Origin of the sequence: Pedobacter punctiformis (assembly GCF_027213715.1) — a bacterium.
GTDB lineage: Bacteria > Bacteroidota > Bacteroidia > Sphingobacteriales > Sphingobacteriaceae > Pedobacter > Pedobacter punctiformis.
Map to the genome: position 1 here is coordinate 644,405 of NZ_JAPWGM010000001.1, position 24,626 is coordinate 669,030.

The following is a 24,626-nucleotide window of genomic DNA, read 5'->3' on the forward strand; positions in this document are numbered from 1 at the left end:
TTCGGGTGCGTATTTTGTTAAAAAAGGTTAAACAAAAAGAAAATACTGTACAGAAAGGACAAATAACAGAAATAATGTTTCGTAAAACCAGCGTTTTTTTGCGTTGCTAAAGTAGTAGGCCAGCAACACGGCCCCTGGGGGTACGCAGAGTAAAAAATGCCAGGTTCTGAAATCCGGTTTAAGGTAAAAACTTGCCGCAGCTACAATAAACATAAAAAACAGCAGCTGAAAGCCCTTACGTGTACTGATAAAACTCCTGAAGAAATTTTCGCGGAGTTGCAAGGAAGCCAGAATAAGAATTACTGCAACAGGAATCAATACGAGATAATCGTTATAATTTATTTTAAAAACAGATGGGAATTTATTTCCTAAAGGTTTCCAGATTTGATAAAATGAGCTCAGGTTATTATTCCAGTAATAAAATACAGCAAGAAAAAAGAATACGGTTAAGTAGCCAACCAATCCGCCTACCCACTCTCTCCAGTTAAAAGAACGAAACAGCAATAAAGCCAAAAAAATCGTTAAAAACATAGCGATGAAAGGGAAATATATCAAAGTACCAATGGCAATGATCATCCCGATATCGAAAACAGTAGTAATAGAATTGGCACTTTTACCGAGCTTCAAAAATTTATCAATCATCCAGATCAATAAAAAATTACAGATCAGTGCAGGGCTCAACACCATAAACGGCATAAATAAACTCGATCCGGTAACAAACATTAAAGCCGGCAGGAAACTGGGTTTGCTTAGTAAATTATGATTATTGATGATTCTGTTAAAAATCAGCGACTGAACAAAAACCAGTATTCCGGCAAAAAAAACGTTGGCCGCCGGAGAGAAAGCATTTTCCAGGTTAATATTAATCAGCAACCGTGCAAAAGGTTCCAAAAAATCGAAATTGAGTTGTTGAGGCATCTCATAAAAAATGGCCATACGCATAAAAAATGTGTAAGCCAGCAATAAGATGAGGTTAACCGGATTTAGCTTTCTAAACTGATTGATCATGCCTTTTTAAAGAGTAGGCAAAGTAAAGAAAATATTTTGAGACCTAAGCAGAAAGCACAAATACTAAATTTCTCTGGCGTACTTCTTCACCATATCGTCAATAATCTGCGCTGTTTCATCCGGAAAATTAAATTGATGCTGCTGTGGGTTTTCTACCCAGTTTTTAATAATCGGCAACCAGTTTCGGGTACTGCCCCAAATTACAGGCAACCCAAATTGTTTTAAAGCATAAGCATTACATTGCTGCTCAAACTGAAAGCGCATCGGTGCTACTAATAGTTTTTTACCTAAATAAAGTGCTTCTGCAGGGCCTTCAAAGCCTCCACCAGTAAACATCCCTTCGCAGGTAGCCAGGCTTTTATTAAACTTTTCATTATTAACAGGTTCAACCATTACATTGCCTTCCTGGTAAGCTACTTTATTATGCTTAGAAAACACATGCCATTGTACATCAGGAATTTGCACCAGTAATTTCACTAATCTTTTATCGTCAATTGCTGGCAGATACACGGTATAATGACCAAGATTCTGGCATTCCATCTGCCTTATTTCTGCCCTGATTACCGGTGTATGAATAAAACGATCATAACGATCAAAATGAAAACCAATGTGATGAGTTGTTGGGGCGTAATGACTTAAAATAACCTTACCCCAATCTATCGTTTTAGGCCTTGGCACTTTTTTAGATTTAAAAGCAGCCTGATGACTCAGTGAAACACTTTCTATGCCCTGCAATTTACAGGCCCATGCACTTACGGGCTCAAAATCATTAACGATTAAATTATAATCTTTTAAAGGCAATTGCTTCATATCTTTTCTGAAACGGAAAAGATTCATGTTTAACCAAGTTTTAAAATGATCTACACCACCTTTTTTACCAAAAATAAAACTAAATCCATGCAACTGGTATTTTACAGGCTGACTCAGTTTTACATCGGCTTGGGTACCGCTTATTAAAATATCCAACTCACCATATTTTTGTAAAAGAGGAATAATTTCCCTCGCCCTACTGATATGACCATTGCCTGTTCCCTGTATTGCGTAAAGTATTTTCATTTTATTTGCCCGAATATCAATATTTATTAGGCAATTTCATACTTAATATTGTTTAAAAGTAAATTTATATCCAGCTTACTTCTTAAATCTTCAGCATCCGACAGGATTCCTTCATCGGCTTCATCCTTTACAAAATCTTTGTACTCGTACTTAAAAATGCTCCAGCTTTGCTGATTATATTCCAGCGCCGTTAAACTCTCTACCCAGTCGCCACTGTTTAAATAGGTAACTTTACCATCTTCTGTATTAATTTCCCTTTTTTCAGCCTGGTGTATGTGTCCGCAAACTACATAATCGTAACCTTTTTCTATAGCCAGCTCTGCTGCAACCTGTTCAAAACTATTGATGAATTTTACAGCATCTTTAAACTTTGCCTTTATTTTTTTGGAGAAACTCATTTTCTCTTTACCCATTGCATTTAAAACCCAGTTTACAAAGCTGTTGATCAGAATGAGTGTATCGTAACCAACTGCCCCCAGTTTGGCCAGCCATTTAGAATGCTGCATGGTTACATCAAATACATCCCCATGAAAAAACCAGGCTTTTTTACCGTCAAGTTCTAAAATCAGTTTATTTTGAAGATAAAATGAGCCCATTTCCATTCCATCAAATTTCCGCAGCATTTCATCATGATTTCCGGTTAAATAATGAACCTTTACCCCCTCGGATACAAATTTCATTATTTTACGAATTACTTTCATATGGGCTTCGGGCCAGTAACTTTTACTAAATTGCCATATATCAATAATATCACCGTTTAAGATTAGTGTTTTAGGTTTTATACTTTTCAGATATTTTAAAAGTTCTTTCGCATGGCAGCCATAGGTGCCCAGATGCACATCGGATATTACGACTACATCGACATTTCTTTTATCCATAAATAAGATTTTTTGGGGGCAAAAAATTGGGTACCGCCTGATTGAGGCAGTTTAAAAAAGAGAAAGTTGTATTACCACTCTTCTTCCTCATCGAGTTTTACCTCAAAGGGGCTAAAGAAATAAAGTACAACAATTAATAAACAGATGGCAAAAAATGATTCTAACATACTATCAGTTTTACAATACAAAGGTAAGACGCTGTTTATCAAACAAATGTTACGACATTGTTAAATTTTTAGCCGCATTTGATAAAGAATGTTAAAATGACATCAACAGGGGAAAAAAGACTACGATTTATCCATTCGTTACCTACCATGAAGCAAAAATAACCCCAAATAAAAACCCCATAAGATTTTTCCTACGGGGTTTAGTTCTTTTATAAAGGCCCTTATGCTTTAACGGCTTTCTTTTTTTTGTTTTCTAAATAAATACCAAAAGCTAAACCTGCTAATAATAAAACAGTACCTGCCAAAGATATTTGCTCTCCGGTGTAATAAGATGCCGGATGGAAAATAAATTCAAGTTTATGATTGCCAGCTTCCAGTTGTGCAGCCCGTAAAACGTAATCAGCTCTAAAATATGGTTTTTCAACCCCATCGATAAACATTTTCCAGCCTTTATCGTAATAGATTTCTGAGAAAACAGCTACTACATCTTTGGCACTTGAATATTCGTAAGTTAAATGATCAGGGTTGTAATTGGTTAATTTAATAAAACCTTCCTGGCCACTACCAAGGCGTTTTGTATCAATTAAGCCTTTATAACTTTCATCAACAATAGCTTCTTTTTTAGGATCGAAACTGCTGATTGCTTTCATTTCTTCGTCTGCATTTTTAGCAAATTGTACACTTGGTACAAACCATGCATTTCCGGCAGCGCTAGCATTACGTTCCATTTTATACGATCCGTTTTGAGGATCCTGTGAAATGATATATTTGGTATTCAACATATCCAAAACATCATGATTTATGCTCTTTGCAAATTGATTCTGAATTAATTCATCGTAACGTTTTAGTTTAGCCGCGTGATAACCACCTATCGTTTTATGAAAGGCAGAGGTGCTTGCTGTATTAAAAGTATTAACTGACTGATCGTAAACCCTGAAGTTAGGGTCTTTATCAGCCAGAATGAAATTATCAACGTCACGAGGTTGAAAATAAGTTTCCAGTGAAGATTTACTTTCGAAGTTGTTATTGTTTAAGTACCTTTTATCGATCTGCCACATATCAACCAATACCGCTAAAGCCAATAAACCGAAAGCAAATTGCATATTCATTTTTTTAGTAATGAATGCCCAAACAATACCAAAACCGGCTAAAATGAAGAAGAATGAACGGAATGCATCGGTACGTGCAATAGAAATCCGGTCATCAACCAAAGCGTTTGCAATTTTTTGTGCAATGCTTGCATTGTTTTGAAGACTTTGTGTAAGCGCCTGAACAATTTCCAGGTGGTTTGAGGCTTTAAAGCTGAAAAATAAGGTTGGTGCAATCCCTACCAGCAATGCAAAACCACCAGTAAGACCTGCTGACCAGGTTAATTTTTTAACTAAAACTTTTTGATCAATATTACCTTCCTGTGCTTCTTTTAAAGCCAAAAGAGCCAAAACAGGAACCATTAAACCAACTACCGCTAAGATAGATTCAACTGCTCTAAATTTGTTGTATAGTGGAAAATAGTTAAAGAATATATCACTGATGTAAGGAAAGTTTTTTCCGTAAGAAAGTAAAATGAATAATATGGTTGTAAATAAAATCCACCATTTTAAAGGACTTCGAACGATAAATAAACCGAACACAAAAAGAAAGCAAATGATGGCTCCAAAATAGTAACCACCCTGGGTAAAAGGTTTTTCGCCCCAATATTGCTGCATATTTAATTGTTGCCCTAAGGATAGAATAGCTTGTTTAGTTTGATTCTCGTCACCTCCGGTAATTTCAGAAACTGCTTTATACATATTGCTTTCCGGCTTAACCAAAACTTCCGAGCTTGTTGCACCTCCGTATAAATCAGGAATTAGAAAGGTAAAACTCTCTCCTACGCCCTGGCTCCATTGGTAAGCATATTCTTTTGACATGCCTGCATCCTTTGCTGTGGCTGTTGAGGTTAAATTAGATTTACCGCGGTTGGTTTCTTTTGCATACTCGGCTGTTGACCATAATAAACTGGCGTTAATCATTACGGCAATTACAATCGATAATGCCAGAAAACCAAAAGCTTTACCAAGCGCACTTAGTGTTTTTGTTTTATAAGCCTGATAAATTTCGACCAAAACAAAAACAAGAATAGCAAGAAAAAGATAATAGGTCATTTGTACGTGATTGGTCCTGATTTCCAGTGCCAAAAACAACGCAGTTAAACTAGCGCCATACCAGTACCTGCCCCTGAGTGTTAAAATTATACCCGCTATTATTGGTGCAAAAAAACCAATTGCTAAGGCCTTGCTACTGTGTCCGCTGGCAATTAGTACAAAATTATAGGTTGTAAAGGTAAATGCAATGGCACCTGCCGCCGCGAGCCAGGGATTAATTCTTAATACAATAAATAAGAAATAAGATCCAAAAAGCAATAATAAAACCGTTCCAACCGGATTAGGCAGTGCTTTGGTAATTATAGCAATACCATAGGTAGCACCATTATAAGCATATTGAACCCAAATTTGATAAGCCGGCATACCGCCGAACATTTGATTTGTCCAAAGAGGGCCTTTTCCATCCTTCTCTTTAAAATCCATAATCTCTTTTTGCATGGCCTGCGATTGAAGCACATCACTTTGTGCTGGCGCTTTACCCTGTAAAACAGGACTGAAGTAGGCAAACGTAATGACTACAAAAATTGCAATAATGGCTAAATGGATGCCATTTTTATTAAACCAGTTATTCATTAAGGTTTGTTTAAGTTTAAACGAATGTCAAAAATAAAAAATTGAGCGGTATAAAAAAGGAATTAATTGCATGCCCGGGTAATAAAAATTATATTCATTCAAAGCCCGGGCAACTTATCAATTTTTATGACGGCTTAAAAACATCCTTTTAGTAAGAACTTTCAAAAAAAATAAACTTTCAATAATTATTGAAAGTTTAAAAAAACTATTTATATTTGTTCATGGAATTAGCAGCAGCAAAACTGAAATTTATTGAAGCATGGGGCAAATTAGGCTCTGAATGGGGAATAAACAGAACGATGGCTCAGGTACATGCCTTGTTGTTAATTTCTGCTGAGGCACTCACAACTGAAGAAATTATGGAGAACTTAAGTATTTCGAGAGGAAATGCCAACATGACACTCCGCGATTTAATTGGTTGGGGGCTCATTGAAAAGCAACATAAAGCTGGTGAAAGAAAAGAATATTTTTTTGCAGATAAAGATGTTTGGAACATTGCCCGCCAAGTGGCTAAAGAACGTAAGAAAAGAGAACTTGAGCCTGTTTTAAAAGTACTTACCGAATTATCTACGGTAGAAGGTGATGAAAAAGATCCGGAATTTAAAACATTTAAAAAATCGATAAATGACATTAATAAATTAGCCAATAATGTAGATAAAACACTGGAAACCATGCTAAAAGCAGAAGAAAGCTGGTTCTGGGGTTCGGTGTTAAAAGTTTTTAAATAAAGAAATACTCAATTAAGCCTTAATCGGCTTAATTTTTTAAATCAAACTTTCATTTTTTACTGAAAATACTAAAAATAAAAGAATATGAAAACGCTTGAAAACCATGTGATCTTATTCGATGAAGAATGCCCAATGTGCAACCTTTATACCAAAACTTTTACTCACACAGGTATGCTTCCGCAAAATGGCCGTGAGGCTTATCAAAAAATGCCAGATGAGATTTGTACACTGGTAGATCGGCAAAGAGCTGTAAACGAAATTGCTTTGGTCAATACAAAAACCGGAGAAGTGCTTTATGGTATTCACAGTTTATTTAAAGTAATTGGAAATGCTGCTCCTATTTTAAATCCATTATTTGCGCTTCGCCCATTTATCTGGCTTATGACTAAATTCTATGCTTTTATCTCTTACAATAGAAAAGTCATTATCCCGGCCGAAGTTAAAGATCATCAAATGCAGCCAACGTTCAAACTTAGGTATCGTTTGGCCTATTTATTATTTACCTGGCTTATTACAGCCTATATTTTAACCAGTTACGCACATTTACTAACCGATTTTGTCCCTTTGGGCAATCAATACCGTGAATATTTAATTTGTGGCGGTCAGCTATTTTTTCAGGGTGCTATAATTCTCCTTTATAAAAAAGATAAGCTTTGGGATTACCTCGGAAACTTGATGACCATTTCTTTTGCCGGTTCTCTGCTCCTGCTTCCAGTCTTAATGGCTGCAAAATACTTCACTTTCCATCCAATATTTTTTATTGCGTACTTTTTAGAGGTCGCTGGTTTGATGTTATTAGAACATCTGCGCAGAAGTAAAATTTTAAAATCAGGCTATTTGCTCAGCATTACCTGGGTTATTTACCGCTTAATTGTTTTAGGTTTAATTTTTAGTTTATAAAAACATGAGATACGGAAAAATTATTTTGGTTGGCGGAAATGGCTATGTTGGAGGAGTTTTAGCCAATAACTTTAGCGGCATTGCTGATGAAGTGATTATTATTTCAAGAAAACCTGATGCTCGGAAAGGAAATATAAAGACTGTGTTATGGGACGGAAAAACACCCGGTGAATGGCAAAATGAACTAACAGGAGCAGATTTACTGGTTAATCTTTGTGGCAAAAATGTGAATTGCCGTTATACGACCAAAAACCGGGCAGAGATTATAAGTTCAAGGCTAGTGCCTACTCAATTGCTTGGTGAAGTTATAAACCACATGGATAATCCACCAAAACTCTGGATCAATGTAACTTCTGCCACTATTTACCGCCACGCAGAAGATCATCCTCAGGACGAACTTAGCGGTGAAATTGGTTATGGCTTTTCTATTGAGGTTTGTAAACTTTGGGAGGCTTGTTTTTTTGAAAGCAAAACCCCAAAAACACGTAAAATAGCGCTCCGTATGGGTATTGTTATCGGCAGAAAAGACGGTGCTTTCCCTCGTCTTCTTAATTTAGTTAAATTGGGGATGGGCGGTAAACAAGGTGATGGTCAGCAATATGTAAGCTGGATACACGAACAAGATGTTGCGCTAAGTATTGAATGGCTAATTAATCAACCCGAGATTAATGGCGTGGTTAATTGTACCGCACCGGATGCTATAAAAAATGAAGTTTTGATGGCTACCATCAGAAAAGCTTATGGCATGCCCCTCGGGTTACCCGCACCTGCATGGCTTTTAGAATTTGGGGCTAAATTAATTGGAACGGAAACAGAACTCATCCTGAAAAGCCGCTGGGTTAAACCAACCGTTTTAATTCAAAATGGGTTCCGTTTTCAATATGGAAAATTGGAAGATGCTGTACATGATATTATTAGCCTGAGGATTTAACTATGCCTAAAATTTTGCTTAAAACTATGATAGATGCTCCCATTGAGAACTGTTTCGATTTATCCAGAAGCATCGATTTGCATGTTCAATCGATGAGTTCATCCAAAGAACAGGCGATAGCTGGTAAAACTTATGGATATATAGAACTAAATGAGGCGGTAACATGGAAGGCTAAACATTTTGGCTTTACTTTTCAAATGACAAATGAAATTACCAAATTAAATAAACCCATCGAATTTATTGACGAGATGATAAAAGGGCCTTTCAAGAAACTAAAGCACATCCATCAATTCAGATCAGTGAATTATCAAACCGAAATGACAGATATTTTTATATACTGTTCGCCATTCGGAATTTTTGGTTACCTGGCAGAAAAATTATTCTTAAATAACTATATGAAGAAATTGTTAATGAAAAGGAATGCGGTTATAAAAACACAGGTAGAAAAAAAGCCTGAAACAAGTTTCAGGCTTTAGGTTTTTATTTAATTTCTTCGTAATCTACAAAATCACCCAGCTTATCGGTTTTACTCTGATCCGGTTTAGGCGGCATATAATCAATTGAGATTGAACCTTCGGGTTTTGATCGTCTTTGCTGGCTTTGTTGCCCTCCTGTTGCTTGCTGTTGCATTTTAGACGCGAGGTTATTAAACAACATTGGTAACAACAGGCGAATCAACACTCTGATTACCCAAAGTACCATTATGGCTATAATTATGAATTTTATTAACTGCATATTAATTTACTATTAATACAAATATAGACGTAGGTAAATTTATTTTGTTACTTATCTGTCCTTTAATTGCAATTTGATTACAATCGTCAAATATACGAATTAAGTATAATTCAGGTTTTATTAATCCTCTACAATCTCTGCAACACGACCAATCTGGCCATCTTCCAGTCTTACTTTAATTCCACGGGAATGAAATGCCGAAGAAGTTAACAAATTTTTTACTACACCGTAGGTAATGTTACCAGACCGCTGATCTTTTTTTAAAATAATCCCTACTTCCAGTCCCGGGTAAATATTCTTTCTGTTTTGTCCGTTCATTTTTTTCTAAATAATACCAATAATTAAGGTAGTTTACTAAAATCGATCACTGGTTTTTTGTTTCCGGGATTTCTGATAAACAGAACTTTCGGAACTGTATATTGACTAAAAAAGCCACAGTTTTTCAAAAAGAAAGATCCCTGATCAACGCCACCAGCAAAATCCATCCGATAACCTTTCATCCCGGTATTATCTGTTGTAAATCTCGTTCTGTTTAACTCTGTCCAGCTTCCTTTTTCATCCGCAATCCATTGGTTATTAAATTTTACCATTCTGGTTTGGTCGCCTTGGGTCGGGATAAAATTCTCTAAAAAGGAATGGAAATGTTTTAGATACGTTTGTGTTTGCGGTCTTTTAAAACTCGCAATTAGCTGCCATTTATTTATTTCAGGAGCAAAGAAATAAGCAGTATACGTTGTTGTACTATCTTTTCCTGGCACACCATGCAATAAAAATTTGTAGGTATTTCCTGCTTTCCAGTTAAACCTTAAATAACTTTGTCCACCTGAACCTTCATTTCCAAATTCTCCAGTTTGTACATTTTCACCCTTTTTAAGCATGGTAATTTTATGAGACTCAGGGATACTTTTCGGATCGTCTGTTTTGAAAGGGCTCCAAACCGAGAATAAAATCCTGCGTTCTGTTGCCGAATTTACCTGCATTCCGAAATATCCTTCCCCAAAGCCATTGGCCATAAAATATGAACCAATAAGGTCATTTCCAGCAGGCACGGTTACTTCGTTGTAAAACCATTCTGCATTCGCATTTTCTGGCAGTTGATAATTTAAATGTACCGATGGACCACGTCTGCCCCAATGAAAAAAGCTTCCTTCGTTATTTTTAACATAGGCCGTTTTCTGATCGATAGCAGTTCCACTAACATTTAGCTTTGCAATGGATGGAAAACGCGTTTTAGTTTTATCAATTCCTTTAATGGTTAAAGCAACATAACCTGTATCTTTAATTTCCCAGGTTCCGGCAGGCTCATTGATCTTTTTTTCTTCTTCAAAAAGAACTTTTTTCACCTCATTATTTACCGAAAACTCTAAAGTGGCAGTGCCCTCAACCGAAATTGTTTCTCCTGTTGAAACCGTAATATTGCCGGGTTTTGCAATTCTTAGGTAAACTGTAAAATATTCGTTCGGATCTGTCCAGTTTTCAATTCCTTTATTGGTCACCGTTCGTCCGCCATCTATATGTTTTGAGCTAAAAGCATTACCGCCCATTGGAATGGTGATATTGGTATCCTGCGCTAAAACTGAAAAACTAATGGGGGTAAAAATTAATAAAAAAGCAAAAAGTTTAAGGGATTTCATTATTTGGTTTGATTTTATTTAGGGAATTTTTCGTTAAACATTTTTTCTAAGGCAAACATTTCGTCACGCAGTTTGGCTGCCTGTAAGAAATCCATATCTTTTGCGGCTTTCTGCATTTCTTTACGGGTATTATCGATGGCTTTCTGCAAATCAGATTTACCCATATATTGCACGATTGGATCAGCCGCTATGCTGATTTCAGCATTTTCCACGTAAGCTCTTGCCAAATTATCGCTTGCTTTTTGAGAGAAATCCAATACGGAAGTTTGCTCCAGAATTGCCTCACGCGATTTACCCACCGTTGTTGGTGTTATTCCATGTTCCAAATTATAAGCAATTTGAAGTTCACGACGACGATTGGTTTCTGAAATGGTTTTTTCCATACTATCTGTAATTCCATCCGCATACATAATCACCCGTCCTTTATCATTACGTGCAGCACGCCCGATGGTTTGAATCAATGATTTTTCAGAACGTAAGAAACCTTCCTTATCTGCATCCAGAATGGCAACCAGCGTTACTTCCGGCAAATCCAAACCTTCTCTCAATAAGTTAATCCCGATTAAAACATCAAATTCACCTAATCGTAAACCCCTCAAAATCTCAACACGTTCCAGCGTTTTAATTTCGGAGTGAATGTATCGGGTTTTAATATTCAGACGGTCCATATATTTTGTCAGCTCCTCCGCCATACGCTTGGTTAAGGTCGTCACCAAAATACGTCCACCCTGTTTTATCGTAATGTCTATTTCGTCCAAAAGATCATCAACCTGATTAATGGCCGGCCTGATCTCAATTACCGGATCTAATAAACCTGTTGGGCGAATAACCTGCTCTACCACAACTCCATCAGATTTTTCCAGCTCGTAATCTGCAGGTGTAGCGCTTACATAAATCGTTTGGGGCGCCAGGGCTTCAAACTCATTAAAATTTAAGGGGCGGTTATCTAATGCCGCAGGCAAACGGAAACCATACTCCACTAAAGAAAGTTTCCGCGACCGGTCTCCACCGTACATAGCCCTGATTTGTGGAACTGTTACGTGACTCTCATCGATGACCATTAAATAATCATCAGGGAAGTAATCCAGTAAGCAGAAAGGCCGCATGCCAGGACTACGTCCATCAAAGAAACGCGAATAGTTTTCAATCCCTGAACAATAGCCGAGCTCTTTCATCATTTCGATATCGAAATTGGTTCGTTCTTCCAGTCGTTTTGCTTCCAGTAAATGCCTGTCGGCAATTAATTGGTTTTTGCGAATTTCCAGTTCTTCCTGAATACCCCAAATCGATTGTGTAAACCGATCCTTCGGCGTCACAAATAAATTGGCCGGATAAATGGCCATATCTTCCAGTTTTTCTATGGTTTTACCCGAAACAGGGTCAATAGCAGAAAGTTCTTCAATATCATCACCAAAAAAAGAAATGCGGTAGGCATGATCCAGATAAGCCGGATAAATATCAACGGTATCGCCTTTAACCCTGAATGTTCCACGTTTAAATTCCGTAGTCGCTCTAGAATAAAGAATCTCTACCAAACTATGTAAAAATGCATTTCTGGAAATCCTAAGGCCTACACCAAAACGAAAAACCATTCTCGAAAAATCTTCAGGATTTCCCATACCATAGATACAGGAGATGGAAGAAACCACAATAATGTCCCTGCGCCCGCTCATTAAGGAAGAAGTGGTGCGTAAACGTAATTTTTCAATTTCTTCGTTAATGCTTAAGTCCTTTTCTATATAGGTGTTGCTGGATGCGATAAAAGCTTCCGGCTGGTAATAATCGTAATAGGAAACAAAATAATTTACCGAGTTTTCGGGAAAGAAGTTTTTAAACTCTCCGTATAACTGCGCCGCCAGGGTTTTATTATGGCTTAAAATTAAGGTTGGCTTTTGCGTCTGCTCAATAACATTAGCTACGGTAAAAGTTTTGCCCGAACCGGTTACTCCTAATAAAGTTTGATAATGTTCGTTTGCATTTACACCATCAACAAGCTGTTTTATAGCGCCCGGCTGATCGCCTGTTGGTTGATATGCGGAAGTGATTTTAAATTTCATAGGCAATATCAAATGTACGAAATCCGGTTGAAAGCTTAAAGTTCAAAACCTTGTTCAATAATATTTGATGCTCTGGTGATAATAGCATAAAAAAGCCCTGCAGATTTTGTTTCTGCAAGGCTTATAAATATTATTTCAATACTACTTACCAGAAGCTTTTTGCATTGGGTTTTGCCCTACTGACTGGCCTCTTACCGCAGCATTGGCTTTGGTTTTATACATTTTAAATTTACTTTGATTTGCTTTACCGCCCCATGCATTGTTACCGGTGTCAATATCTGCTGTCTCGCGAAGCGGATCAACCAGAATAGAAGCAACCTCCTTATCTTTCACATAAAATTTGGATGTTTTTAACTCGTTATGTCTCCAGATTTGTGCAGGAATACGGTCAATTTCTTTCGTTCCGTCTTTGTACGTAAACTCTACAATAATTGGCATGACCAATCCGCCTTTGTTGCTAAAGCTTAATTCATAAAAATATTTATTCTCATATTTTTGCTGATCGTTGTCGGCTACAACTTCAAACGGGGCTGTCATTTCAGTTTTAGTTGCAGTTGTGGTATCAACCGTAACTAATCCTCTATCATATTTATAATAGAAATCTTGTGCAGCAGGAGTTTTATCTACATAGAAACTGATCTTTTTATCTGCACGGTTTCTGATTTTAGAAATATCATCAAAAGCATTTAATGCAGGACGATCAATTTTTACCATCCTCGATCTCGCTGCAGGCAAAGTAGTTGGGAAATCGGCTTTGGCAAATTTCACACTATCCAAAGAAATGTCGCATGGATCGGTGCCATAAAACCAGCCTCTCCAAAACCAGTCCAGATCTTCGCCACTGGCATCTTCCATGGTGCGGAAAAGATCAGCAGGTTCAGGGTGTTTAAAGGCCCATCTTCTTGAATATTCTTTAAAAGCATAATCAAATAACTCTCTGCCCATAATGGTTTCACGCAAAATATTTAAGCCCGTAGCAGGTTTTGAATAGGCGTTAGGCCCAAACCGGGCAATATTTTCAGAATTGGTCATAATTGGCTCCAACTCATCTTTTGGTAATTTCATGTAGTCAACAATGGTGTATGCCGGCCCTTTTTTACTTGGAAAAGTATTATCCCATAGTTCTTCGGTCAGGTATTCAACAAAAGAGTTTAAGCCCTCGTCCATCCAGGTCCACTGGCGCTCATCACTGTTTACAATCATTGGGAAGAAATTATGCCCAACTTCATGAATAATTACACCCAGCATTCCATTTTTAGTGCTTTCACTGTAAGTTCCGTCCGCATCTGTACGGCCATAGTTAAAACAAATCATCGGATATTCCATTCCATTTGCAGCCTCTATACTTTGTGCAACGGGATAAGGGTAAGGAATGGTAAAATCTGAATATGTTTTAATGGTATGCGCTACTGCACGGGTAGAAAATTTGCTGTATAAATTATAGGCTTCCTTTCCATAAAAACTCATACACATTACGGTATTGTTGTTGGCGGCAATTTTTTGTGGCATGGCATCCCAGATAAACTTACGTGATGAAGTCCACGCAAAATCGCGAACATTATTGGCCTGAAACACCCAGGTTTTTTTTGTTGTTGCTTTTTTAGTTTCAGCAGCCTTTGCTTCGGCAAGTGTTTGAATTTCTACCGGAGCTGTTGCCGTTTTAGCAGTATTGTACCGGCCTAACTGAGTTGGATTTAAAACAGCGCTGTAGTTAATGCATTCTCCGGTTGATCCAATAAGGTGGTCTGCCGGAACCGTCATTTGCACCTTAAAATCACCAAAAGTTAAAGCAAACTCGCCTCTCCCGGTAAACTGATGATTTTGCCAGCCCTGAAAATCACTGTAAACACACAAACGAGGATACCATTGTGTCATCGTGAACAGGTAATTGCCATCTGCGGGGAAGAATTCATAACCACCACGACCGCCAATACTCATTCTATCGGAAATTTTATAATTCCAATCGATATTGAAAATAAATTTTTGACCTGTTTTTAAAGCAACGGGCAAATCAACCCTCATCATGGTCTTATTTACGGTATAGCTTAATTTTTGACCTGCGGCATCCGTTAATTTGGTAATGTTAATTCCATAACCATTATTTGTTTTATTGCCTAACTGATCAATTCCCTGAGTGGTTCCGGCAGCAGGCATTTTTGTTGCATCCTGATAGTTTGCATTTTTATCTGTACTGTGTTGATTTTCGTCAAGCTGAAGCCAGATATAAGTTAAAGGATCAGGAGAGTTATTGGTATAAGTAATGGTTTCTGATCCTGTTAGCAGCAGATTTTTTTCATCAAGTTCGCACTTAATGTTATAATCTGCACGCTGTTGCCAATACTTAACACCAGGTGCCCCACTGGCTGTACGTTGCTCATTTGGTGTTGGCAGAATGGTACCAAGCTGCTCAAACTTATTTCCGTGATTACTCCCCGGGTTATTCTGAATGTTTTGAGCGAAAGCCAGGCTCCCAGCAAAAAGCATCAGGCCGGTTAGTGTAAACAGTTTATTCATGTTTTATTAATTTAAAATGGTATTCTTTCTAAAGCCATTTTTAAAGCCAGGCTAAATACGGCTGCGGATACAAATAGCACCCAATTTACTCTTTTAATTTGGGTATAGTTAAAAACAACCCAGGTAACGGCTAAGATAATCATAACCACGAATATTTGTCCGGCCTCCAATCCAACATTAAAGCCAAATAAACCCCAGCCTACATGCTGATCCTTTGCCAGCATCATACGGATAGAATTTGCAAAACCCATTCCATGAATTAATCCAAAAACTAAAGCCAGATAGTAGTTTATTCTTATCGACCTTAATGAAAAGTTTTTCCTGAACAAGTTACTGATCGCGGTTAAAACAATTGTACAGGGAATCAGAAATTCTACCCATTTACTATCAAAACGGACAATATCTAAAACACTTAATAAAAGTGTTAACGAATGCCCAATAGTAAAAGCTGTGACTAAAATTAATACTTGTTTGAGATTTTTATAACTATAAATTGCTACAAGTGCCAAAATAAAGAGCTGATGATCCAGTGCATCCGCACTTATGATGTGTTCCCAACCCAATTTGAAGTAAAAAATAAAATCTTGTAAGGGCATTTTTAAATTTTAGCTTTATTAAATAAGCTTTAGTACTTTTGAATGCTTAAAATTAAAATTTTAATTACAAAAAAGCCATAATTGCCATAATGCAACTCTTAAATACCAAATTTGTTACCTTATTTCTGGTGTTTATACTCTCTGCAACAGCAAAAGAGAAAAAACACCCACTTCATGTAAGCACAACTGAGGTAAATTTTAATGCTAAAGATAAAACACTTGAAGTAAGTTGCAGAATTTTTACAGATGATTTTGAATCCATACTTTCAAAGCTGTACAAACAAAAAACAGATCTTTCCAAGCCGGCTATGAAAACAGCGATGGATGAACTGGTAAAAAAATACCTCACGTCTCATTTGCAACTTAAAACCAATGGAAAAGCAGTAGCCATGAGTTACGTAGGTTTTGAAATTGACCACGAGGCAACAAATATTTATCTGGAAGTTGAAAAAATATCGTCTGTTAAATCCATCGAAATTGACAACAATATTTTATACGATTTATTTGACGATCAAATGAGTATTGTGCATGTTGTAAAAAATGGAAACCGGAAAAGCACTAAGATTCTTTACCCTGATAAAAAATTTATTGCAAACTTTTAATTCTGATCTTTGTATTAAGTATTAAATCATTTTTTAATAATTGTTAACTTTAATTTAAAGTACATTGCCAAACAAATGACCATAATTTTGTCGCAGAATTTGTTTGTAATCTTAATTTATACGTCCCTATTGTTTAAATAAGTTATGCACTTGATCATTTTTTCTGTTACGTTAACACCCAGGATTAAGTATGTCTTTAATTTTATATTTAAGGATATTTTAAAGGCTGAAGTAGAGTTTACCGGAAACAGACAGTATTTTTTACAAAGCGATCAGGCTAAAATCAGCTATGGAGAACAACCACTGGGTGATGAATTATTTTTTAAAAGCACAGCACTTCTGTTTTCCAATAAAGTTGAAGATTTCACTATAAAAACAATCAAATTTGGCGATTATCAGGTTCCATTTCCGGTGCAGGATTCTACCCTGCCCTTTGATGTTTTCGCGGCTTCATTTTTTATCGTCAGCAGATTTGAAGAATATTTACACGAAAAAAAATCAAGTGAGGTATTCAGGCCTTCAAAAAGTTATCAGTATAAATGGAAATTGCTTGATAAACCTATTATTGATGGCTGGGCATTGATTTTAAAGAATATAATCCAGAAAAAATATCCGGCTTTTAAATTTCATGATAAAAGCTTTAGTCATCAACCCACATTAAATTTTAAAATATCGCCTGCTGCGCCAAGCGGTTTTTTACTTAAATCAAAATTCTTTTTTCAGGCTATATTTAAAAAAGAAATGAATTATTTCGGCGCTAAATTCGATAGCGTAACGGGCTTAAAAATAAACCATGAAGTACTGATTGCAGAGGTTGAAAAATTATTTGTACACAAGAAAAACAGACCGGTTTATTTTATTGAATTCCCGAACGTACCTATTGAATTTATTCAAAAAGGTAAAATTTCTAAGTTTTTAGAAAACAGGCAGGTGGGCTTACTCCGGCCTTGTACCAACGAAGCCCAAAAAGCAATTTCCATTAAAGAAACGTTGCTAAAACTTAAAAAACTTTATCCCGGTCAGGTAAATTTAATGAGCCAGCAACTGGAAATTCTGAAATTCCCGGCCTGTTATTTAAATCTTTTAAACTCGGGTATTACTTCCGATTATTCAATGGGTTATGCAGATACGCCTGGTTTTAGAGCAGGCACCTGCACCGCCTTTAACTGGTACGATCTTCAACTGGAAAAGGTTACCCCATTAAGCATAAAACCCTACTGCATAACCGATACAGCGCTTGAGTATTTACCCACAAAAGAGGGCTTAAAAATAATACAGGATTATGTTGCCATTGTACGCTTCGTTGATGGTTCTTTTTATAGCAGTTGGCAATTAAAAAATTTATCAGCGGGTTTAAAGTTTAAAAAACTTAAAAATCTATTTAGCGAAATGCTAAAATATGCCGGTAATTAAGGCTTTCTATCATACTGTTACCGGAAAATATTAAATTTACATAGCACAGCCTGTATTAAATTGTATTTTAGCCGATAAACTGATTATGATTTTTAACCTTAGCAAAACCAAATCGATAGCGAATACTTTTATATCCGAACTCCGGGATATAGAAATCCAAAAGGACTCTATGCGTTTCAGAAAAAACCTGGAGCGTGTCGGAGAATTTTTCGCCTACGAAATCAGCAAAACGCTTCCTTATAAAATCAAAGAAGTAACCACTCCACTGGGTATTTCAAACTGTGAGGTATTAGAATCGCAGCCAGTTTTAGCAACCATTTTAAGAGCTGGTTTGCCGCTACAACAAGGTTTGTTAAATATTTTCGATCAGGCAGATTGCTGCTTTATCTCCGCGTACAGAAAGGTGAAGAAAAGTGGTGATTTTGTAATTCAGATGGATTACGTTTCTACGCCCGATTTAGATGGCCGCGTTTTAATTATGGCAGATCCAATGCTGGCTACCGGACAAAGCATGGTGATGTGTTGCAAAGAATTAATTAACCGGTATAAACCATCAGCATTACACATTGTTGCCGCAATTGCCAGTACAGAAGGTGTAGCTTATGTGCGGGCACATTTACCAAAAGCTACGCTTTGGTTGGGCGCTATTGATGAAGAGATGACCAGCAAATCTTACATTGTACCAGGTTTAGGTGATGCCGGAGACCTGGCTTACGGAGAAAAAATATAGTGAATATTCTTTTTGTTTGCAGCCGAAATAAATGGAGAAGCACAACAGCCGAAACCATTTATAAAAACCATGCTGAACATCAGGTCAGATCTGCAGGAACAGAACCTTCCGCCAGAATCAGGGTTAATGAAAAACTTATCCATTGGGCGGATCTGATTTTTGTAATGGAGAAAAAACACAAACAACGAATTACCGAAAAGTTTTCTTATTCAGTAGCGGATAAGGAGATTATTATTTTAGATATCCCTGATGATTACCAATATATGGATGAAGAGCTGATTGAAGAGATTAATGTAAAAGTTTCAGATTATTTCTAAATCGGTTAGAATAGCCTTTACCTTTGGTAGAAAAATTAATCATGAAAAAACACATCTTCTTCGACCTTGACCATACCATTTGGGATTTTGACCGCAATGCCGAAGAAACGTTAAAAGAGCTTTACCATACTTACGATTTAAATAAACTTGGCTTAACTTCATGTACCGAATTTATTGCCACCTATACTGAAAACAATCACCTGCTTTGGGCAGACTATCACCTTGGAAAAATCACCAAGGATTATTTAAGGGCCGAACGCTTTAGCAAAACTTTTATTCAACTAGGCATTCATCCTGATGCCGTTCCACATCAGTTTGAAGATGATTACGTAAATATTTCGCCTACAAAAACTAATTTATTTGAAGCTGCCGAAGAAGTACTGGCTTACTTACAACAAAAATATACGCTACACATTATATCCAATGGGTTTAAAGAAACAACCCTGACTAAAATGAATGTTTCCAAGCTTAATCCTTATTTCCAAAATGTAATTATTTCTGAGGATGTTGGTGTAAACAAACCAAGTCCTGTAATTTTTCAGCATGCTTTAGATAAGGCAAAAGCCCGTAAAGAAGAAAGTATTATGATTGGTGATAGCCTGGAAGCCGATATTTATGGTGCCCTGAATTTTGGAATGGAAGCTATTTTTTTTAATCCCCATAAAAAACAAAAACCTCAGGATGTAAACCTTGAAATCACACACCTTAAAGAATTACTCATTTTATTTTAAGCAGGTTTACAAAATTTGTGGTTCTGGCATTTAATATGTTTCAATCCTTTAATGACAAGGATTCATTTTTAGAGTTCCTGGCGAAACCGTAATTCAATATCTTTTAAATGAATACAGCAAAAGTTAATTCATCAATCAGTAAGGTAATAGCTGCTTACCAAGACAAACTATCTGTTTATTCTGATGAAGTTTTTCAAATTATTCCTCCAATTAATGGCTGGAGTTATAGCGAAGTATATTCTCATATTTTTGATTCGAGCTTACTTTCGGTTATGGCCTTACAACATTGCGTGGATAATAAAGGAGAAGATAAACCGACTGCTTTTGCAGTAAAAGTGATTTTATTTTTAGGCTTTTTACCGCCTGCAAAAAAATATAAAGTACCCAAAAAATTGATGGACAGGGTTAAAAAAATTAGCAAAGCTGAGGCACTTGATCTTATCCATCAATTTGAAAAAGATTTACAAGCCGTATATGGTTCAGTAGCCAACGCCAAAGAGCAGAGCAAAATCAAACATCCACGATTAGGTTATTTAAACGCAAAACAATGGTTTCGTTTTATCGAAATTCATCTAAAACATCATTTAAAACAATTGAACCGTATAGAAAAGAGTTTTCAACGTTAATTTTCGCATATTTGGATAACCAACCATCCGGCACATGAAAAATTTATATTATTTAACAGCAATAGTTTTGCTTAGTGCTTGCAGCAATAACAAACCAGAACCTCAGGCCGTTACACCTACGCCAACCGGAATGGCTGGTTTGCAACAAACTAAGGTTGCATCGCCTGTAAATCAGTTAAAAAGTAATTTAATATACAATCCTGCTCATGGGCAACCCGGACATAGTTGCGCCGTGGCCGTTGGCGCACCTTTAAATCGACCCGCTCCGGCTAAACCAAACTTAAATCAGCCTCAATCACCTGCCCCTGTTTCTAATCCTGCTCCGGTTGCTAAATCAACTTTAACGGCCGTAAATGCAAAAGGGCAAAAGCTAAATCCAAAGCATGGAGAATCGGGGCATAGATGCGATTTAGCCATTGGTGCTCCGTTAAACTCTAAACCTTTAGCTGCTCCAAAAGTTATGACCAGCAGCCCTGTTGCAGACAATAAGGCTTTAGAAGCCAAAAACGGAATAAAAATAAATCCTAAGCATGGTGAGGCCGGACATCGTTGTGATATTGCTGTGGGTGCTCCATTAACATAAAAACCTGAAACATTTTTTTCACATCTTTGCAGCAATGAAATTACCCACCATAAAAGGTTTTGACGAAGCTGCATTTAACAAGTATTTAAAAAATACGGGTTGGCTGATGTTTGGAAAAATGCTGAGTCTTATCGTGGGTTTAATTGTAGCCCGTTACCTCGGCCCCTCCTCTTTTGGTGATTTAAACTTTGGACTGGCCATTGTTACCATTCTTGCAGCCGTTGGAGCACTGGGTCTGGATACTTTTATTATCCGCGAAATTATTCAGGAACCTGCAAAACGGGACGAAATTCTTGGAACATCTCTTTGGCTCAGAATTATAACTTATGCATCGTTAATTCCTATCGCTGTAGGCATTTATTGGGTAAGTCACCAACTTTCCGAAAGCCCGGGTAAACCATTAACATTAATGGTGGGCTTGCTGGCACTGGCCTATTTTTTTAAATCTTTTAATGTAATTGATGCTTATTTCCAATCACAGGTTCAATCCAAATATGTTGTTCATATTCAAAACATCTGTCTGATTATCTCTGCGGTTTTAAAAATAACAGTGGTTTCCTTAGGTTTGCCACTTATTTATATTGTTTTAACCTTTGTTTTCGATGGGTTAATTTTAGCACTGGGCCTGATTCTTGTTTATCAAAAAAGGGGTTTCAATATTTTTAAATGGACTTACAATAAAGCAAGGGCAAAATCTTTACTAAAACAATCTTCACCACTTATTTTATCTGCAGTAATGGTTTCTATTTACATGAAAATAGATGTCATTATGTTAAAAAGTGTGGGCAGTAAAGCCGTGGGTATTTACAGTGCTGCAGCAAATCTGAGCGAAGCCTGGTATTTTATTCCTGTAGCAATTGTAACCTCTGTATTTCCAGCTTTGGTAAATGCCCGGAAAACAGATTATGACCGGTATATTAAACGATTGGGTAATTTATACGATTTACTTACTTTCATCTGTTTACCCGTTGCAATAATTATTAGTTTCACTGCAAATCTTATTATCCATATCCTGTACTCTAACCGGTACGAGGGCGCTGGTGCCATGTTATCTATCCATATCTGGTCGGGTATTTTCGTTTTCCTGGGAAGTGCAAGTTCTCAATATTTAATTGCAGAGGGGTACACCAAAATTTCTTTTTACAGAACAGCAGCTGGTGCAATTGTAAATATACTTTTAAACCTTTGGCTTATTCCAAAATATGCAGGTATTGGGGCATCAATTGCCACCTTAGTAGCCTGTTTTGTTTCTACATTTTATCTTTTATTAATTCCGAAAACACGTCAGCAAGGTATAATGATGTTAAAATCATTATTTTTGGTCACAGCATTTCAAAAAATATTTAAACGTTGAGCAATCTTAAAGCATTAGCAAATTTAATTTCAAAGCCCTTAAGGCTTAAAGCATTATTATCATACGGTCATAAAGGTTATTTAAATAGCATTGGCTGGTTTACTGCCTTCGACAAAAAACAAGCTGTTGATGGAAACGGTAAGGCTTTGCCATGGGTAACCTATTCTTTTATAGATTTTATTAAGGAAAGAATTAATAAAACCCAGCATATTTTCGAATATGGTTCTGGTAGTTCTACTTCATTTTATGCAGAAAGAGCCGCCACTGTCACTTCTGTTGAACATGATAAAAGCTGGTTCGAAAATGTAAAAAATACAAGCCCCTCTAATGCTGAAATGATTTTTTGTCATCTCGAAAAAGATGGCGAATATGCTAAAAAGGCAACTTTACTGAATAAGAAATTTGATATTATTATTGTAGATGGGCGTGACCGGGTAAATTGTTGTAAATACAGTGTAGATGCCTTATCTGCTAACGGAGTTTTGGTTTTAGATGACAGTGAACGTGAGGTTTACCATGCAGCCAGAGTACTTTTAAAAGAAAAAGGATTTAAAGAAATTAGTTTCAGCGGTATTTCGCCTGGCCTGTTTTACGAAAAAGCAACTTCAGTATTTTACAAAGCAGACAACTGTTTAGGAATATAATCTCCAATTAAAACACATGTTAAGCGAAGAAGTAAAAACGGCATACGATAATTTTTATACCCAAAGTGATGTAGCCTGGCGTATGCTTGGAGCCAAATACAAGGCCCAAAATATTATCGATGTTTGTAAAAGCATAAAACCTCAAAAGGTACTCGAAGTTGGTGCCGGCGACGGAAGCATTCTGCATTTTTTAAATGAATGGAATTTTGCACCTGAAATTTATGCACTTGAAATTGCGCAAAGTGGTGTAGATTTAATCCTCGACCGGAAATTAAGTAACCTGAAAGAGGCGAAAACTTTTGATGGGTATAAAATTCCTTACGAAGATGATAGCTTTGACCTGGTTATACTTGCTCACGTTTTGGAGCATGTAGAGCATGAAAGGATTTTACTGCGTGAACTTAAAAGAGTGGCTAAATATATTGTGGTTGAAGTACCAAAAGATTATCGTTTTGGTGTGGATAAGCGTATGAAACACTTTTTAGATTATGGCCACATCAACATGTACACCCCAACATCTTTGAGGTTTTTACTGCAAAGCGAGGGTTTGGAAATTATTGAGGATAAGGTTTCTATGACCGCTACAGAAACCGTTAAGTTTAATGAGTTTATTAACAGAAAAGTTCAAAAAACATTTGCCAAAAACTTAAAAATAGAACTGGAATACCGGATCAAAAAAGCCCTGGGTAATTTACTGGGGCAAAAGAAAAAGGAACAGTTTGCAAATGCCTATACTGTTTTAACAAAAAAATCTGATCATAACCTGCATATTTTTTAAACCATGCAAAACCTTGCACCCATTGCACTTTTTGTTTATAACCGTCCGCAGCATACCTCGCGAACCTTAAAGTTTTTGCAGCAAAATGAGTTGGCAGCTGATAGCCGTTTATACATATTCTCTGATGGTGCAAAAACAGAGAAAGATGAACAAAAAGTGGCTGAAGTGAGGGCTATAATCAATAATATCGATGGGTTTAAATCCGTTAAAATTATCGAACGTAAGGAAAATTCCGGTTTGGCCAATTCGGTTATTGCAGGGGTATCACAATTAATAAAAGATTACGGGCAGGTTATTGTGCTTGAAGATGATTTGGTAACCTCTCCACATACGTTAACCTACTTTAACGATGCGCTAAATCACTACCGAAATGAGGAAAAGGTTATGCACATTGGTGCTTATATGTACCCTTTACCCGAAAGCTTGCCACAAACCTTTTTTTACAGGGCGGCCACCAGCTGGGGATGGGCAACCTGGGAAAGGGCCTGGAATAATTTTGAACCAAATATTGATACCCTGATCAGCCAGTTTGACGGCAAGAAAAAGAATGCATTTTCCATTGATAAAACGATGAATTTTTGGAAACAAATGCAGGAATTTAAGGCTGGTAAAAATAACAGCTGGGCCATTCGATGGTATGCATCTATATTTTTAAAAGGCGGATTAACGCTAAACCCATCTCAATCTCTTGTAAACAATATTGGCCATGATGGCACCGGCGTCCACTCGGGTATTAATGATATTTACAATGTAATTATCAATCCAAAACCCATTACACAATTTCCTGAAGTAATCGCCGAAAACCCTGAAGCTTATCAGGCCATTAAGAACTTTTTAGCCAACCGAAAAGGAAATCTTTGGGATCGCGTTAAGCGTTTCTTGACAGAAAAACTGAATAAATTGCCAATTTTTTAGTTTTAATAATCT

General features: G+C 36.7%; 25 protein-coding genes. 15 read left to right on the forward strand and 10 right to left on the reverse strand.

Annotated elements, in window-relative coordinates:
* Nucleotides 1–27 precede the first annotated feature (27 nt).
* The 4 genes from O0955_RS02880 to O0955_RS02895 all read right to left on the reverse strand — a co-directional run bounded on the left by O0955_RS02880 (nucleotide 28) and on the right by O0955_RS02895 (nucleotide 5,826).
* Nucleotides 28–1,008 (reverse strand): DUF6427 family protein, encoded by a 981-nt coding sequence (locus O0955_RS02880; protein WP_269426019.1) that lies wholly within the window; start codon nucleotides 1,006–1,008, stop codon nucleotides 28–30.
* 63 nt (nucleotides 1,009–1,071) lie between these two features.
* The gene (locus O0955_RS02885; RefSeq protein ID WP_269426020.1) at nucleotides 1,072–2,064 is read right to left on the reverse strand and encodes a glycosyltransferase family protein; all 993 of its coding nucleotides are present in this window, start codon (nucleotides 2,062–2,064) and stop codon (nucleotides 1,072–1,074) included.
* Nucleotides 2,065–2,090: 26 nt separating this feature from the next.
* Nucleotides 2,091–2,942 carry a UDP-2,3-diacylglucosamine diphosphatase gene (locus tag O0955_RS02890; protein ID WP_269426021.1) on the reverse strand — a complete coding sequence of 284 codons (852 nt, stop codon included), beginning with the start codon at nucleotides 2,940–2,942 and terminating at the stop codon, nucleotides 2,091–2,093.
* Nucleotides 2,943–3,330: 388 nt separating this feature from the next.
* Nucleotides 3,331–5,826, reverse strand: a complete 2,496-nt coding sequence (locus O0955_RS02895; protein ID WP_269426022.1) for a YfhO family protein — start codon at nucleotides 5,824–5,826, stop codon at nucleotides 3,331–3,333.
* Between the two features lie 221 nt (nucleotides 5,827–6,047).
* Here O0955_RS02895 and O0955_RS02900 point away from each other — a divergent pair, with 221 nt between their 5' ends.
* The 4 genes from O0955_RS02900 to O0955_RS02915 all read left to right on the forward strand — a co-directional run bounded on the left by O0955_RS02900 (nucleotide 6,048) and on the right by O0955_RS02915 (nucleotide 8,861).
* The gene (locus O0955_RS02900) at nucleotides 6,048–6,554 is read left to right on the forward strand and encodes a GbsR/MarR family transcriptional regulator (protein WP_269426023.1); all 507 of its coding nucleotides are present in this window, start codon (nucleotides 6,048–6,050) and stop codon (nucleotides 6,552–6,554) included.
* Nucleotides 6,555–6,638: 84 nt separating this feature from the next.
* Complete coding sequence (locus O0955_RS02905; RefSeq protein ID WP_269426024.1) at nucleotides 6,639–7,454, forward strand: DUF393 domain-containing protein; 816 nt, start codon at nucleotides 6,639–6,641, stop codon at nucleotides 7,452–7,454.
* Between the two features lie 4 nt (nucleotides 7,455–7,458).
* Complete coding sequence (locus tag O0955_RS02910; protein WP_269426025.1) at nucleotides 7,459–8,385, forward strand: TIGR01777 family oxidoreductase; 927 nt, start codon at nucleotides 7,459–7,461, stop codon at nucleotides 8,383–8,385.
* Between the two features lie 2 nt (nucleotides 8,386–8,387).
* On the forward strand, nucleotides 8,388–8,861 hold the full coding sequence (locus O0955_RS02915; protein ID WP_269426026.1) for an SRPBCC family protein: 474 nt from the start codon (nucleotides 8,388–8,390) through the stop codon (nucleotides 8,859–8,861).
* Between the two features lie 4 nt (nucleotides 8,862–8,865).
* Here O0955_RS02915 and O0955_RS02920 read toward each other — a convergent pair whose 3' ends face one another.
* The 6 genes from O0955_RS02920 to O0955_RS02945 form a co-directional block, all read right to left on the reverse strand.
* Nucleotides 8,866–9,120 carry a DUF4834 family protein gene (locus tag O0955_RS02920; RefSeq protein ID WP_269426027.1) on the reverse strand — a complete coding sequence of 85 codons (255 nt, stop codon included), beginning with the start codon at nucleotides 9,118–9,120 and terminating at the stop codon, nucleotides 8,866–8,868.
* Between the two features lie 120 nt (nucleotides 9,121–9,240).
* On the reverse strand, nucleotides 9,241–9,438 hold the full coding sequence (locus tag O0955_RS02925; protein ID WP_269426028.1) for a YwbE family protein: 198 nt from the start codon (nucleotides 9,436–9,438) through the stop codon (nucleotides 9,241–9,243).
* 23 nt (nucleotides 9,439–9,461) lie between these two features.
* Nucleotides 9,462–10,754 (reverse strand): DUF3472 domain-containing protein, encoded by a 1,293-nt coding sequence (locus O0955_RS02930; RefSeq protein ID WP_269426029.1) that lies wholly within the window; start codon nucleotides 10,752–10,754, stop codon nucleotides 9,462–9,464.
* Nucleotides 10,755–10,768: 14 nt separating this feature from the next.
* Nucleotides 10,769–12,811 (reverse strand): excinuclease ABC subunit UvrB, encoded by a 2,043-nt coding sequence (gene uvrB / locus O0955_RS02935; RefSeq protein WP_269426030.1) that lies wholly within the window; start codon nucleotides 12,809–12,811, stop codon nucleotides 10,769–10,771.
* Between the two features lie 141 nt (nucleotides 12,812–12,952).
* Nucleotides 12,953–15,325, reverse strand: coding sequence for a M1 family metallopeptidase (locus tag O0955_RS02940; protein WP_269426031.1), 2,373 nt, complete (start codon nucleotides 15,323–15,325; stop codon nucleotides 12,953–12,955).
* Nucleotides 15,326–15,336: 11 nt separating this feature from the next.
* Nucleotides 15,337–15,921: a HupE/UreJ family protein gene (locus O0955_RS02945; RefSeq protein ID WP_269426032.1), complete on the reverse strand. Its 585-nt coding sequence runs from the start codon at nucleotides 15,919–15,921 to the stop codon at nucleotides 15,337–15,339.
* 89 nt (nucleotides 15,922–16,010) lie between these two features.
* Between O0955_RS02945 and O0955_RS02950 the strand changes: the two genes are divergently transcribed.
* From O0955_RS02950 to O0955_RS03000, 11 genes are all read left to right on the forward strand, one after another.
* Nucleotides 16,011–16,523 carry a DUF6702 family protein gene (locus O0955_RS02950; RefSeq protein WP_269426033.1) on the forward strand — a complete coding sequence of 171 codons (513 nt, stop codon included), beginning with the start codon at nucleotides 16,011–16,013 and terminating at the stop codon, nucleotides 16,521–16,523.
* A gap of 144 nt (nucleotides 16,524–16,667) precedes the next feature.
* Complete coding sequence (locus tag O0955_RS02955; protein ID WP_269426034.1) at nucleotides 16,668–17,936, forward strand: DUF7033 domain-containing protein; 1,269 nt, start codon at nucleotides 16,668–16,670, stop codon at nucleotides 17,934–17,936.
* 85 nt (nucleotides 17,937–18,021) lie between these two features.
* The gene (gene upp, locus O0955_RS02960) at nucleotides 18,022–18,666 is read left to right on the forward strand and encodes a uracil phosphoribosyltransferase (protein ID WP_269426035.1); all 645 of its coding nucleotides are present in this window, start codon (nucleotides 18,022–18,024) and stop codon (nucleotides 18,664–18,666) included.
* Complete coding sequence (locus O0955_RS02965; protein ID WP_269426036.1) at nucleotides 18,666–18,983, forward strand: low molecular weight protein tyrosine phosphatase family protein; 318 nt, start codon at nucleotides 18,666–18,668, stop codon at nucleotides 18,981–18,983. Before upp ends, O0955_RS02965 begins: the two co-directional genes overlap by 1 nt.
* 41 nt (nucleotides 18,984–19,024) lie before the next feature.
* Nucleotides 19,025–19,714 carry a YjjG family noncanonical pyrimidine nucleotidase gene (locus O0955_RS02970; protein ID WP_269426037.1) on the forward strand — a complete coding sequence of 230 codons (690 nt, stop codon included), beginning with the start codon at nucleotides 19,025–19,027 and terminating at the stop codon, nucleotides 19,712–19,714.
* Nucleotides 19,715–19,821: 107 nt separating this feature from the next.
* The gene (locus O0955_RS02975) at nucleotides 19,822–20,340 is read left to right on the forward strand and encodes a DinB family protein (protein ID WP_269426038.1); all 519 of its coding nucleotides are present in this window, start codon (nucleotides 19,822–19,824) and stop codon (nucleotides 20,338–20,340) included.
* A gap of 34 nt (nucleotides 20,341–20,374) precedes the next feature.
* The gene (locus O0955_RS02980; protein ID WP_269426039.1) at nucleotides 20,375–20,923 is read left to right on the forward strand and encodes a hypothetical protein; all 549 of its coding nucleotides are present in this window, start codon (nucleotides 20,375–20,377) and stop codon (nucleotides 20,921–20,923) included.
* Between the two features lie 34 nt (nucleotides 20,924–20,957).
* Complete coding sequence (locus tag O0955_RS02985) at nucleotides 20,958–22,277, forward strand: flippase (RefSeq protein ID WP_269426040.1); 1,320 nt, start codon at nucleotides 20,958–20,960, stop codon at nucleotides 22,275–22,277.
* On the forward strand, nucleotides 22,274–22,921 hold the full coding sequence (locus tag O0955_RS02990; RefSeq protein ID WP_269426041.1) for an O-methyltransferase: 648 nt from the start codon (nucleotides 22,274–22,276) through the stop codon (nucleotides 22,919–22,921). Before O0955_RS02985 ends, O0955_RS02990 begins: the two co-directional genes overlap by 4 nt.
* A 16-nt stretch (nucleotides 22,922–22,937) precedes the next feature.
* Nucleotides 22,938–23,699, forward strand: coding sequence for a class I SAM-dependent methyltransferase (locus O0955_RS02995; protein WP_269426042.1), 762 nt, complete (start codon nucleotides 22,938–22,940; stop codon nucleotides 23,697–23,699).
* Between the two features lie 3 nt (nucleotides 23,700–23,702).
* Entirely contained in the window at nucleotides 23,703–24,614 is a 912-nt protein-coding gene (locus O0955_RS03000) for a glycosyltransferase (RefSeq protein ID WP_269426043.1), read from the forward strand.
* The last annotated feature ends 12 nt before the right edge of the window (nucleotides 24,615–24,626 follow it).

What these genes read in the sequence shown, in the direction of transcription:
- O0955_RS02880 (WP_269426019.1), bottom strand. Translation starts at nt 1,008, where the DNA reads ATGATCAATCAGTTTAGAAAGCTAAATCCGGTTAACCTCATCTTATTG.
- O0955_RS02885 (WP_269426020.1), bottom strand. Translation starts at nt 2,064, where the DNA reads ATGAAAATACTTTACGCAATACAGGGAACAGGCAATGGTCATATCAGT.
- O0955_RS02890 (WP_269426021.1), bottom strand. Translation starts at nt 2,942, where the DNA reads ATGGATAAAAGAAATGTCGATGTAGTCGTAATATCCGATGTGCATCTG.
- O0955_RS02895 (WP_269426022.1), bottom strand. Translation starts at nt 5,826, where the DNA reads ATGAATAACTGGTTTAATAAAAATGGCATCCATTTAGCCATTATTGCA.
- O0955_RS02900 (WP_269426023.1), top strand. Translation starts at nt 6,048, where the DNA reads ATGGAATTAGCAGCAGCAAAACTGAAATTTATTGAAGCATGGGGCAAA.
- O0955_RS02905 (WP_269426024.1), top strand. Translation starts at nt 6,639, where the DNA reads ATGAAAACGCTTGAAAACCATGTGATCTTATTCGATGAAGAATGCCCA.
- O0955_RS02910 (WP_269426025.1), top strand. Translation starts at nt 7,459, where the DNA reads ATGAGATACGGAAAAATTATTTTGGTTGGCGGAAATGGCTATGTTGGA.
- O0955_RS02915 (WP_269426026.1), top strand. Translation starts at nt 8,388, where the DNA reads ATGCCTAAAATTTTGCTTAAAACTATGATAGATGCTCCCATTGAGAAC.
- O0955_RS02920 (WP_269426027.1), bottom strand. Translation starts at nt 9,120, where the DNA reads ATGCAGTTAATAAAATTCATAATTATAGCCATAATGGTACTTTGGGTA.
- O0955_RS02925 (WP_269426028.1), bottom strand. Translation starts at nt 9,438, where the DNA reads ATGAACGGACAAAACAGAAAGAATATTTACCCGGGACTGGAAGTAGGG.
- O0955_RS02930 (WP_269426029.1), bottom strand. Translation starts at nt 10,754, where the DNA reads ATGAAATCCCTTAAACTTTTTGCTTTTTTATTAATTTTTACCCCCATT.
- uvrB (WP_269426030.1), bottom strand. Translation starts at nt 12,811, where the DNA reads ATGAAATTTAAAATCACTTCCGCATATCAACCAACAGGCGATCAGCCG.
- O0955_RS02940 (WP_269426031.1), bottom strand. Translation starts at nt 15,325, where the DNA reads ATGAATAAACTGTTTACACTAACCGGCCTGATGCTTTTTGCTGGGAGC.
- O0955_RS02945 (WP_269426032.1), bottom strand. Translation starts at nt 15,921, where the DNA reads ATGCCCTTACAAGATTTTATTTTTTACTTCAAATTGGGTTGGGAACAC.
- O0955_RS02950 (WP_269426033.1), top strand. Translation starts at nt 16,011, where the DNA reads ATGCAACTCTTAAATACCAAATTTGTTACCTTATTTCTGGTGTTTATA.
- O0955_RS02955 (WP_269426034.1), top strand. Translation starts at nt 16,668, where the DNA reads ATGCACTTGATCATTTTTTCTGTTACGTTAACACCCAGGATTAAGTAT.
- upp (WP_269426035.1), top strand. Translation starts at nt 18,022, where the DNA reads ATGATTTTTAACCTTAGCAAAACCAAATCGATAGCGAATACTTTTATA.
- O0955_RS02970 (WP_269426037.1), top strand. Translation starts at nt 19,025, where the DNA reads ATGAAAAAACACATCTTCTTCGACCTTGACCATACCATTTGGGATTTT.
- O0955_RS02975 (WP_269426038.1), top strand. Translation starts at nt 19,822, where the DNA reads ATGAATACAGCAAAAGTTAATTCATCAATCAGTAAGGTAATAGCTGCT.
- O0955_RS02980 (WP_269426039.1), top strand. Translation starts at nt 20,375, where the DNA reads ATGAAAAATTTATATTATTTAACAGCAATAGTTTTGCTTAGTGCTTGC.
- O0955_RS02985 (WP_269426040.1), top strand. Translation starts at nt 20,958, where the DNA reads ATGAAATTACCCACCATAAAAGGTTTTGACGAAGCTGCATTTAACAAG.
- O0955_RS02995 (WP_269426042.1), top strand. Translation starts at nt 22,938, where the DNA reads ATGTTAAGCGAAGAAGTAAAAACGGCATACGATAATTTTTATACCCAA.
- O0955_RS03000 (WP_269426043.1), top strand. Translation starts at nt 23,703, where the DNA reads ATGCAAAACCTTGCACCCATTGCACTTTTTGTTTATAACCGTCCGCAG.